General features: G+C 33.1%; 12 protein-coding genes and 1 pseudogene. 4 read left to right on the forward strand and 9 right to left on the reverse strand.

Going from position 1 to position 11872, the window contains the following annotated elements:
- The 4 genes from MOC86_RS22025 to MOC86_RS22040 form a co-directional block, all read right to left on the reverse strand.
- On the reverse strand, positions 1 to 95 hold a 95-nt coding region (locus MOC86_RS22025; protein ID WP_268586137.1), incomplete at its 3' end, for a hypothetical protein.
- Between the two features lie 122 nt (positions 96 to 217).
- Positions 218 to 976 (reverse strand): SDR family NAD(P)-dependent oxidoreductase, encoded by a 759-nt coding sequence (locus MOC86_RS22030; protein ID WP_268586127.1) that lies wholly within the window; start codon positions 974 to 976, stop codon positions 218 to 220.
- Positions 977 to 1025: 49 nt separating this feature from the next.
- Positions 1026 to 1973, reverse strand: a complete 948-nt coding sequence (locus MOC86_RS22035) for a transketolase family protein (RefSeq protein WP_268586128.1) — start codon at positions 1971 to 1973, stop codon at positions 1026 to 1028.
- The gene (locus MOC86_RS22040) at positions 1973 to 2806 is read right to left on the reverse strand and encodes a transketolase (protein ID WP_268586129.1); all 834 of its coding nucleotides are present in this window, start codon (positions 2804 to 2806) and stop codon (positions 1973 to 1975) included. The genes MOC86_RS22035 and MOC86_RS22040 overlap by 1 nt, the downstream gene beginning before the upstream one ends.
- Before the next feature lie 319 nt (positions 2807 to 3125).
- Here MOC86_RS22040 and MOC86_RS22045 point away from each other — a divergent pair, with 319 nt between their 5' ends.
- Positions 3126 to 4562, forward strand: a complete 1437-nt coding sequence (locus MOC86_RS22045) for a glycoside hydrolase family 1 protein (RefSeq protein WP_268586130.1) — start codon at positions 3126 to 3128, stop codon at positions 4560 to 4562.
- Between the two features lie 171 nt (positions 4563 to 4733).
- Here MOC86_RS22045 and MOC86_RS22050 read toward each other — a convergent pair whose 3' ends face one another.
- Positions 4734 to 5150, reverse strand: a complete 417-nt coding sequence (locus tag MOC86_RS22050) for a DUF1284 domain-containing protein (protein ID WP_268586131.1) — start codon at positions 5148 to 5150, stop codon at positions 4734 to 4736.
- Positions 5151 to 6165: 1015 nt separating this feature from the next.
- Positions 6166 to 6390, reverse strand: a complete 225-nt coding sequence (locus MOC86_RS22055; RefSeq protein ID WP_268586132.1) for an alpha/beta-type small acid-soluble spore protein — start codon at positions 6388 to 6390, stop codon at positions 6166 to 6168.
- A gap of 666 nt (positions 6391 to 7056) precedes the next feature.
- Here MOC86_RS22055 and corA point away from each other — a divergent pair.
- Positions 7057 to 8013: a magnesium/cobalt transporter CorA gene (gene corA, locus MOC86_RS22060; protein ID WP_268586133.1), complete on the forward strand. Its 957-nt coding sequence runs from the start codon at positions 7057 to 7059 to the stop codon at positions 8011 to 8013.
- 245 nt (positions 8014 to 8258) lie between these two features.
- A complete protein-coding gene (locus MOC86_RS22065; RefSeq protein ID WP_268586134.1) occupies positions 8259 to 8840 on the forward strand; it encodes a phosphatase PAP2 family protein in 582 nt (193 codons plus the stop codon).
- 251 nt (positions 8841 to 9091) lie between these two features.
- Here the strand turns inward: MOC86_RS22065 and MOC86_RS22070 are convergent, their stop codons facing one another.
- Together MOC86_RS22070 and MOC86_RS22075 are read right to left on the reverse strand one after the other, a co-directional pair.
- The gene (locus MOC86_RS22070; RefSeq protein WP_268586135.1) at positions 9092 to 9835 is read right to left on the reverse strand and encodes a GNAT family N-acetyltransferase; all 744 of its coding nucleotides are present in this window, start codon (positions 9833 to 9835) and stop codon (positions 9092 to 9094) included.
- 345 nt (positions 9836 to 10180) lie between these two features.
- A pseudogene (locus MOC86_RS22075) lies at positions 10181 to 10639 on the reverse strand (CBO0543 family protein).
- A gap of 486 nt (positions 10640 to 11125) precedes the next feature.
- Here MOC86_RS22075 and MOC86_RS22080 point away from each other — a divergent pair.
- Positions 11126 to 11464 (forward strand): hypothetical protein, encoded by a 339-nt coding sequence (locus MOC86_RS22080; RefSeq protein ID WP_268586136.1) that lies wholly within the window; start codon positions 11126 to 11128, stop codon positions 11462 to 11464.
- Positions 11465 to 11771: 307 nt separating this feature from the next.
- Here the strand turns inward: MOC86_RS22080 and MOC86_RS22085 are convergent.
- Positions 11772 to 11872 (reverse strand): small, acid-soluble spore protein, alpha/beta type (locus MOC86_RS22085; RefSeq protein ID WP_268586138.1); only part of this gene is annotated, 101 nt, incomplete at its 5' end.

Consider the following 11872-nt stretch of genomic DNA (forward strand, 5'->3'; position numbering starts at 1 on the left):
GATACAATAATTAATGAAACAAATGTGTTTAATCTCAACACCATTATCAAAATAAGTAGTAATATTACCCCAATAGCTGTAAACAATAATGGCATAGTAATCCTCCAACATAATAATTTTAATTCTATAGAACAATACACAGGGTATTTTATTTACATAAATAAGATGAGTCTGACCCTTTGGTTTTGAGTCAGACTCAATCCATCTATCCTAGGTATTAATCCATATGTGACCCACCGTTGATATCAATTTCTTCACCCGTAATGTACGATGCTTCTTCTGAAGCTAGGAAAGCAATAGTTGATGCAATCTCTTCCGTTTCTCCTGGTCTACCCATTGGTATTCCAGCAATCACATTATCAGCATCTTCTTTAGGAAGCGACTTCCAAATCTCAGTATTTACAAGGCCTGGAGCCACACAATTCACTGTAATTCCTTCTACTGCAACTTCACGAGCAAGGTTCTTAGAGAATCCTAAAACAGCAGCCTTAGATGCAGAATAGTGTGCTCCACCAAAGACTCCTCCTCCTCTTTTTGCAGATACAGAGGAAAGGCTTACAATCCTACCGAATTTTTGTTTTTTCATTGGTTCTAATACGGCTTGAGTACATAAGAATAACCCAAACATATTTACGTTAAAGACTTTAGTCATATCTTCCACTGTCATATCTTCCACTGTCACTTTTTGTGAAATTCCTGCATTATTAACGAGGATATCAATACGTCCATATTCATTTAAAACGGTTTCAACCATAGCGTCAACTGATTCTTTACTTATTACATTTAGTTCTACTCCTAATGCTTTTCCACCCGCATTTTGAATTGTTTGAACAGTATCTTGAATCCCATCGGCATTTAAATCAGCTACTACAACAGCTGCTCCTTGTTTTGCTAGTGTTAAGGCAATTGTACGTCCAATTCCTTTTTTTGATCCACTTCCTGTAACGATTGCTACTCTATCTTTTAATTCAAACATATCTTTATTCGCTCCTCAGGTTAAAATTTCTAAGATTATTTTCGTTTTTTTAAAGCATTTCATTTGCAGTACGAACAATATTTTCAACAGTGATTCCGTTAAGTTCCAACAGTTTTTCATATGGAGCAGATTGACCGAACTGATCTTGAACGCCAATTCTCTTTACCTTACCTTTGCCTTCTTCAGCAACTACCTCAGATACAGCGCTTCCAAGTCCATTTAAAATATTGTGGTCTTCCACTGTAATAATTCGTCCTACTTCTAAACATTCTACTACAGCTTCTCTATCAATTGGCTTAATTGTATGAATATCCAGTAGTTTTACAGAAATACCTTTTTTCTCTAATTTTTTTGTTGCTTCTAAAGCGAGATGCACGGTATCCCCATTTGCAATAATGGCTATATCCTTTCCATCCTTTAATTGTTTTGCTTTACCAATTGTAAACTCTTCCGTTTCATCGTAAAGCATTGGAACTTTATCCCTTGTGAATCGTAAATATACAGGTCCGTTTATCTTCGCAGCTTGCTCTACTAATTTTCTAGTAGATTGGTAGTCGGCTCCCATAATAACTGTCATATTTGGGATACTTCTTAAAACGCCCATATCTTCAATGGCTTGGTGACTTCCTCCATCATTAGCAGGAGTTAGTCCTCCATGGGAACAAGCAATTTTAACGTTCAAGTTTGGATAACAAACTTCTTGTCTAATTTGTTCAGCCATTCTTAATGAACCAAATACAGCGTAAGTGCTTACAAAAGGAATCTTACCAGTTGTTGCAAGCCCTGCAGCTAAACCTGCAGCATTTTGCTCGGCAATTCCAACATTAATGTGCTGATCAGGTAATTCCTTTATAAAATTGCTTGTTTTACATGATTTTGCAATATCAACATCAATTACATAAATGTCCTTGTTTTCTTTACCTAATCTTACGATTTCATCACCAAAGGCTTCTCTTGTAGCTTTTTTTGTTGTTAGAGTTTTTTCCATGATACTCATTATTTTAAACCTCCTGCAAGTTCTTCCATAGCTTGTTGATACTCTTCATCATTAGGAGCAACTCCATGCCATTCAGCGATATCCTCCATATAAGAAACGCCTTTTCCTTTCACAGTATCAAGTACAATACATTTCGGCTTTCCATTTTTTAATTCTCTAATTTCATCTAATGTTTCAACAATGTCTTCCATTGAATGTCCATTAATTCTCTTGGTTTCAAAACCGAAGGCTTCAAATTTCTTCTCTACGTCTTGAAGTGGCATAATCTCGTCACAGAAGCCATCAATTTGAAGACGGTTATTGTCTACAAAGACAACTAAATTATCCAATTGATACTTTACTGCAGTCTGAGCAGCTTCCCAAATTTGTCCTTCTTGACATTCTCCATCTCCTACTAACGAGAACACTCGGTAATCCTTCTTATCTCTTTTACCTGCGATTGCCATACCTACGCCGCATGATAATCCTTGTCCTAGAGAACCTGTTGAAATATCAATTCCCGGACATTTTTTCATATCTGGATGTCCTTGGAAAGGAGAACCATATTCTCTCAGTGTATAAATCGTTTCATATGGGACATATCCTAATAGAGCTAATGCAGAATATTGGATTGGGCAAACATGCCCTTTTGAAAGGACAAATCTATCTCGATCTTCATAGTTAGGATTTTTAGGGTCAATGTTCATCTCTTTAAAATATAGCGCTGTCATAATATCAGCTGCAGAGAGTGAACCTCCTGGATGACCAGATTGTGCTTTGTGAATCATTGTTAAAGCAGTTTGTCTCATTTCAATTGCTTTTTCTTTTAATTCCTCAATACTTATGTTTTTCATTTCTGTCACCTCAATTAAGACTTATAAAAAGGAAATGATTTGTAGACTTATATACTTGTCTACTAAGTTGTTCCATGACCCTAGTATACACTCCTTATTTCAACTTGTCTACTAAGTATATAAGTTTTTTTATAAATTTTATGAATATTTTATTTATAGGAAGGAAATGAATCCTATATTTTTTCTCTTTTTTTCTATATATAGAAATAGAGTTACCTTTAGTTTGTAGCCTTTATCTTTATTTTTAGAGTAATGAATTTAATAAATTTACACAAAAACCAAATAATAAGGATGGAATATACTTGTGGAGGTAATTAACATGAAAAAATATCGGTTCCCTGAAGAATTTTTATGGGGTGGAGCAACTGCAGCTAATCAAATAGAAGGCGGGTATAATGAAGGAAATAAAGGACTCAATATTGCCGATGTTCTTCCAGGTGGAAAAGAGCGCTATAAAATATTAATGAATCCAGGTTTCGATTTTGAAATCCATCGTGATCAATATTACTATCCAAATCATGAAGCGATTGATTTTTATCATCGGTATAAAGAGGATATTGCGTTGTTCGCGGAAATGGGTTTCAAGTCATTCCGTATGTCGATTGCCTGGACACGAATTTTTTCGCATGGTGATGAACTAGAAGCTAATGAAGAAGGATTAGCTTTTTATGATCGTATTTTCGACGAGTTACATAAACATGGGATTGAACCAGTCGTAACGATTTCTCATTATGAAATGCCACTTCATTTAGTAAAAGAATATGGAGGTTGGAGAAACCGTCAAGTAGTAACGTTCTTTGAAAGATATGTAAAAGTAATTTTCAATCGTTATAAAAATAAAGTAAAGTATTGGATGACGTTTAATGAAATCAATAGTGGCTTGGTTATGCCGATTCAAGGTCTTGGCTTTTCAATTGAAAAAGAAGAGGACAAATACCAGCCTACCTTCCAAGCATATCATCATCAATTTGTTGCAAGCGCTATTGCGGTCAAAGCGTGTCATGAGATTATTCCTAACTCAAAAATAGGCTGTATGATTCTCTTTGCACCTGTATATGCCTTTGATTGTAATCCAGAAAATGTGATGTATGCCCTTCAAGAGGAACAGCTTTTCAATTACTATTGTGCAGATGTTCAAGTACGGGGAGAGTATCCACCTTTCATGAAGAGATACTTTAAGGAACATAATATTGAATTGGAAATGCACGATGGTGATTTGGATATAATAAAGGAAGGCACTGTTGATTATATTGGCTTTAGCTACTATATGTCACGTACTGAGAAGAAAATGAAAACAGATGAGGAAGCTTCACAAGGGAATATTATTGGCGGCATAAGAAATCCGTTCTTAAAAGCAAGTGACTGGGGGTGGGAAATTGACCCAGAAGGATTACGCATTAGCTTAAACAAATTATATGATCGCTATAAAAAGCCCCTATTTGTTGTAGAAAATGGGTTAGGAGCCTATGACAATATAGAAGAAGACGGCACGATAAATGATCATTATCGAATTGACTACCTTCGTGAGCATATAAAAGCAATGGGAGAAGCTATCGAAGATGGAGTTGAATTAATGGGTTATACGAGCTGGGGCTGTATTGATATGGTCAGTATGTCCACAGGTGAGTTCTCGAAACGCTATGGTTTTATTTATGTTGATAAACATGACGACGGTAGTGGGACGTTAGAACGGAAAAAGAAAAAGTCCTTTTTCTGGTATAAAGATGTTATTACAACTAATGGGGACAAGCTATAAATATCAGTTGACTTTATTATTCAGGGCTACTACGGTAGCTCTTTTTGAATTAGAAAAAAAGATGATAAGAAATGTACTTAATGATTTGTTGTTCCCCGTATAAAATGCTATTGCAAGCTTTTAATAAATATTCCTCCCCTAAAAACAAAAAACCCTCTATAAAAGAAGGGCTTATTTAACTTCCCTTAAGCCCTTCCCTTCAAGCATTTCTTGAATGCCTTGTTCACAAACCCCATAAGAACGCCAAGAGCAATTTTTACAGATGTCTTGAACATCAAAGGGATTGATATGCTTTCGAATACGAGATTCAATATCCTCCCATTTCAAAATTTGTCCGATTTCAAGCTTCATCTTCTTTAAAACTTCAGCATCTCTTTTGTAGATGGTTTCATTTTGGCAATGATATTCACCTGAGTTAGGATATTTCTCACACAAGTGATCAGGACCCATTACAAGCTTAATCCTTGTCTGAGGTTGATCTCTTAAGGTTTGATGCAACTTTGTCATATTTTCTACATATTCTGGAGAATACCCCATTCCCCGATAGCCAAGAAGGCAAAAAAGATGATGGCCTCGCAGTTTATACATATTTCACCCCACTTCAACAGAATCTATCACTCTTATGTTAACATAAAAATATTATTAGTTAACTTTTATGTTCATTATAGTATATTTGTAGGCTGACTAAAAATGAATCCACTTCAAACTTCTTATACATAGAGATTAGACATTACATGTATGAAGATCAATTATTCTATATCTGGTTAAGAGAAAACGAGATGGGAATGGTTTAATAGAAAATCTAAATCCTAACAAAATATAATATATACTTCAGTATTACTTCTTATCTTGTCTATAAATATTGCTTGTATATTTTGAATCCTCTAGATTTTTATTTCTTATAGGACAAATTATGTTAAGGGAAAAGTAAATACTTTTTATGATGAAGTTAATTTAGGAGAGATAACCAAATAGGTAAGCAGGGATTGAGGAATTTTTCATAAAAAAAACCGATTCTCATTTTTATCTTTTGGAATCGGTTTGTGGATCAGTTTGACATTCAATATAGATTTTCAATTAAAATCCTCCTTACTTGACTTTTGTTTTTAAAATTGCATTTCCGTAATTATCCATTGATTTACCATATACTTCTCTTACGTTAGAAACTAATTCAACTATTTTTTTCATTTTATTTTCCTCCCTTATGATTTGTTGTTCTCATTATGTCATGTTTGGTCTTATTCAGGCAAAGTCACTGAAAACGGAAACATTATCCATGAAAACGGAAACAACAACTTAAAAAACGTATAAAATATCGAATTCTCTTAATATTACGCGTCTTTTCTCTTTTTTTCATAGTCTTTCAATTTAATTCAAAAATTAAAATGGAGCACTTGGAGTTTTGTTTCTCTCTCGGTATATATTTTTCTTTGTTTATATCGATCTCCTATCAGAAAAAGAAGGCTCAAGCCCGCTACTACTTTAAAGATTTATTTCTTATAATCCGTATTATGCAAATTAGTTTTATGTATACGATTTATAATTGAAGGCTACCTACATAAATAGGTAGCCCAAGCCATAATAGCTATTAAATTTTGAGAGATTAATGACGTACGTTAGTTGCTCCAGCTTGACCTGATAATTGAGATTGAGCTGTAGCAACAAGACGTTTCGTAATTTCTCCTCCTACAGAACCGTTAGCGCGAGCTGTTTGGTCAGCTCCTAATTGAACACCAAACTCAGAAGCGATCTCATATTTCATTTGTTCAATTGCAGATTCCGCACCTTGTACTACTAATTGGTTACGACCACTATTACGATTTGCCATATCTGTCCCCCCCTCGCTCTTGGATAATCTTAGAATTCCTTTCTTTACTTAAGACATACTAGGTAAAATTTAGGTAGGTATACTAAGAAAGTCATACATAATAAGATGGGTTAGGAAGAAGAACGTTACATAGCACTCTTCCTCTCATCTCCTTGTATATGTAAGTCTCATATCCGACATTAGGTTTGCCATGTGCGAAAGAGAAAAGGGATGTTGACCGTTTAGTCGCACCCCTTTTTTCATTTCACTAAGTTTCTTCTTATTACACACCATTTTTAAATGTATGAAGAGCTTCCCACTGTCTTTAATGCCTATCGAGTGATTCTCTTTTACTCTGCCCCGAATCCCTTTCATAATCATGAGCCCTACTTCTCTACATTTTGTTTTATATAAAATATCTCTATTATTTTGAACCACTACCCTCAAAAATCATGGTTTTCAACAACTATGTAATCAATTATAAACCCTCTTTAATCTCTCTAATTTTTCAATAAGGAAAAAGAAGCATTATTATGCTCATTTTAAGGAAAGGAATAACATCCAATATTTGGAGCAAACTACTTAAGGTAATATGAGATTTCCAGTCACCTTAAATCTTAGCTTGTTCTAAACAGAAAAAGATATTTAAAGCTGCGGGAATATTGTGGGTTATAGGGAGAATTATCTATGATAAATTTGATTGCTATTACTAATGAGAATAATTTAGAAACAAATATTAATTTGTATCATGCAGATTTATCAAAGTATAAATGGTTCTGGGTAGATTTTAATGAACCTACCGATGAAGAGATAAAACATTTAGCGTACACTTTTCAATTCCATCCACTTGCTATTGAAGATTGTGTGCAGAGGCTTCAACGTCCTAAATTGGACTACTACGATGACTATACTTTTTATGTTACACATATTATTCGAGAAGTAGAAAAAGAAATTTATAAAGAAGAATTGGATTTCTTCGTCGGTGAAAAGTTTATTATTACCTTTCATCGTATGCCATCAAAGGAGGTTACCCAGGTATGGGATAGGCTTTCAGTACAAAAAAATACTGAAAAGTGGGATACCTTTTATGTGTTTTATCAAATTCTGGACAAAATTGTAGACAACTACTTTCCCCTAATCTATAAAATTGAAGATGAATTAAATAAAATTGAACATAACACAACAAAGAAATCAATGACCGATTTGATGAATGAGTTATTCGATACAAGATCTATGCTATTAAATCTAAGACATACGGTTAATCCTATGCGAGACTTACTTTATCGTATGTTAAACTCTCACCATTTGAGTGGGATTAGAGAAAAAAGAGAATATTTCTCTGATATATATGACCACCTTTTGAAACTATCGGAAATGGTAATGTCCAATAGAGAGGTAACAGCTGATATAAGAGATAGCTACCTTTCACTGAATTCACATCAAACAAATAATGTAATGAAAGTTCTTACAATCATTACCTCTATTTTTGCCCCTTTGACGTTTATTGCGGGGATATATGGAATGAATTTTGAAAATATGCCTGAATTAACTTGGAAATATGGATATTTTCTTTCTCTTGGATTCATGGGGGTTATTGGAGTATTAATGTATCTTTGGTTTAAAAGAAAAGGTTGGTTTAAATAACTCTTGATATTCTCCTTTTCCTAAGGGGAACCTCTAGTGAATAACCTAATCACTATGATCTTAATTCTGGGAAGTAGAGAAGGCGCAAACCTGTTGAACGATAAGGGGTTTGTGTCTTTTCGTTATGCAGAATTTTATACATCATTCATAAGACTCTCTAGATTCCTCTAATAAACAACAGATCTGTATGTTGGTTAAATATTCGGGAAGAATATTATTACTTACATAGATTTGAGGATTCTAACATGGAGATTTTAGTTAAATTAAGAGCATATATTTTTAATGAATTTGACAAATGGTTATCGTCAATCATTCATAATAATCGATCTTCTTTTTTAACCAATATAATGAAAGGTCTTAACTTCATCGGCTCAAGCTATTTTGTTATTGGGATTTCTCTTGTCATTCTATTTTATCTTTATTTTGTAATTAAATGTCGTTTTGCTTCTATTTTGTTTATTATTACAATGCTAGGAGAGCGACTACTTGGGGAAGGACTAAAATATTTACTTAGCCGTTCACGACCAGATGGACCACATTTAGTAGAGATTGATGGCCATAGCTTTCCAAGTCAACACGCTATGAATACCTTTGTTCTTTACGGTATACTTTTATTTTTATTATGGACTCATTTAAATCATTATAAAATAAAGATTCTATTATCTTTACTGATTGTAACTATAATCTTAGCAATGGGAGTAAGTCGTATTTATCTAGGTGTACATCATCCAAGTGACATTTTTGGTGGATACCTTATTAGTGGATTTTGGCTTACAGTTGTCATACTATATACAAGGTATCACAAAGAAAAGAACAAAAAGACCTAACTAATTTTTAGTCTAAGACGTGCATTATCCCAGTTATTGCAACGACCTGAGATTTTATTAACTATACTATAATTTAAAGAGGCTACTATGTATAAAATAATACAAGGTACCTCTTTTTTAATACATATTATATTTATAAACTAGATTAAATTTAGTTAGTACGATATGTATATTTGATGTTCCACAATCGCGCCCTATAATGGACTAGTTGAGTATCTACTATTATCTGGTTTAGTTGAATTAGGAGTGGGTCAAACATTTTCTTTAACCCTGTACCAATACTTGTAAATTTCCGAATAACCAATTTTAGAATAAAGTCTTAATGAAGGTTTGTTATTCAAAAGAACAGCTAGGTAACTGTATTTAGCTCCATTTTCTTTCCCCCATTTTAGTAAATTCAATATCAACTGTTCGCCGAATCCTTGATTCCTAAATTTAATGTCAGTGACAATATCATAAAGCCCTATGTACTCCCTTTCTATAACCCCAAGACCACAGGCAATCACATCTTCCTTATAATATAGTGATATAAAGCACTTTTGAGTTGCAATATTGGACAACATTTGTACCATCGTATCCTTGTTTTTTTCTTCAACATTATTCAGTCTACAAAAATTATCTAGCCACTCAACATTAATATTTCCATCTAGTTTTACGGAATGGAAGGTTGGTTCTATAATGCTATCTAGCTCCATGGTTTGGACACTTGTACAATCAATCAAAGAATAAGCTTTCTCCTCTAAAATATCATCTAAATTTTCTGGTTTAACAAAAGGCGTGATTTTAAATGTAGTACTTAAATCATTATTCGAGTAGATTTTCTCGCATTCTTCAATTTTTTGATTCAAATCATAAGTTGAATAATGGATAGGATTAATTGAATTAGCACGTTTCGTATAACCATTTGAAAATCGTAGTACCCATCCATCGTAAAGTAACGTAGATAAGGGCTGCCAATTGTTCAAAGATAGTTCTTCAATAATTTTATAATTCATTTTATCCCTCCAGATAGTTATTGAATTACAATACATTAATTTGAATAAATATTCAATAATTAAAAATGTTCTTTTTGGGATTATGTTGTTCAATAATCTGGCCCAATTCAGAAAGGACGCCTTCTTATTCAAGAATGGCACCCTTCAATGGAGTATCAATCATGTCTGGCGTTTTTAAACATCTTTATTGTTAATCAATACTACAGACGCAATTTCGTGGCTAATAAGATAAAAATGGATTTAGTCCCTGTTTAATATAAAAAAATAAACGTTGAAAGCTTATTGATATATCCGTCTTAAAGACTTATGGATGATGTGTGATCTTTATTATGGATAGCTTGCAATTTATCTATCATGTCTGTTAATTAATTCCATAAGGATACGAATAAACATCATTAGAAAAAAGATACTGATAAACGTGTGTATCCATGTCCAAGTATGATATTCAATTAAATCGGTATATCTTTCCAAAAGAACCTCGATAATCGTTAAAACAGATGTATACAATGCACATTTCAGAATAATGCTGGGATATCTTGAGTATTAAGTCGCTAGATAAAAGTAAATACAGACAACTGGAAGTAAAAGATATTCATAAAGAAGGCTAGAACTGAAGTAGTTACTTAAAAAGCTTATTGGATATTCGACCATTTTTTCTTCTACAACAAGAACACCAAAAAATAATGAGAAATAAGAGGTCAATAAGAAAATTAAAATCAAATCTTTGATTGGTGGTTTTCTTAAACTATAAAAGAATAAGGCAATCCCTATTATGAGCAGTGACCATAAAATGATTCTTTCCATGGATAATCAGTCCTTCAAAAATCGTTAACTTTCTCATCAGACATTATAACCAAAATAAAAGTTAAATCTTTACTATTAGAAATCTCTCATTTTTAAATTTAATCTTCAAGAATCTGGCCCGATTGTTGAACAAGAAGTAAAAGGGTGATACATATTAGTCATGTATAATCTGTATCACCCTTTATTTTTTAAGACTTTTTACAATTTAGGTCTTGATAAGATTTTAACAGATAAATGTGCATACTCTGAAACCGTATTTAAGTCTACATTTGCATAGTTCTGAAACCTCCACCTCTAACTGCATGCTGACTAATTCATAGTATAAAAATCTAATAAAAGAAGTCCTATTTACGAAAAATAGGACTTCTTTTTTATATAAAATCATTTGCTCGTTATTTTAAATAAAATTCATGTGAATAAAAAAAAGGAAAATACAAAAAATATGAAAGAATTTTAAATCATAGTTAAGAAAGGAGTAGTGCCCAAATGAAGGAATGGTTATTAAAATCATTAGGAGGATTATTTGCTATTACGCTTATTACAGGGTGTACAGCAAATGATAATCAAGATTCTCCCCAAGAAGATGAGCAACAAAATGAAGAACAAGCTCCAAATGACGAAGGGGGAAATGATACAAACAATGAAAATAATGGAGATGCAGATGATGTGAACTACGAAAATAATGGGGATATAAATGAGAATGCTCCTGGCGTCGATGAAAATGATACCCTAAACAAAGATGATGAAAAAGACCAAAATCCAGATCCAGAAGATCCAATAGAAGATCAAGAAGATAGACAAGATAAAGATAATAGAGATGATTAATTAAAAGGGGGGGTCTCTTCAAAGGAACCTTCCCCTTTTACTTTTTGCTAAGAAAGAAGCTCTTCTATCAATAATCTACTATTCCCATTTTATCATTTGTTTTAGAAAACCCAATTACTCTCCGTACCTCTTAAGGAAAACAGCTTTCAATCTTTAGATAAAATGAACCTAAAATCTTAGCATAATAATATTGGGGTTGATAAAAAATGATTTAAAATATAAAATTGAAGGCTACCTACAGATGTAGGTAGCCTAAGCCATGATAGCTATAGAGTTTTTTGAACAATTAATGAGATACGTTACTTGTTCAAACTTGGCCTGATAATTGCGATTGAGCTGTAGCAACAAGACGTTTCGTAATTTCGCCTCCTACTGAACCGTTAGCACGAGCTGTTTGGTCAGCTCCTA

The organism is Priestia endophytica (assembly GCF_026790145.1).
In the GTDB taxonomy this organism is placed as follows: Bacteria; Bacillota; Bacilli; order Bacillales; family Bacillaceae_H; genus Bacillus_I; species Bacillus_I endophytica_A.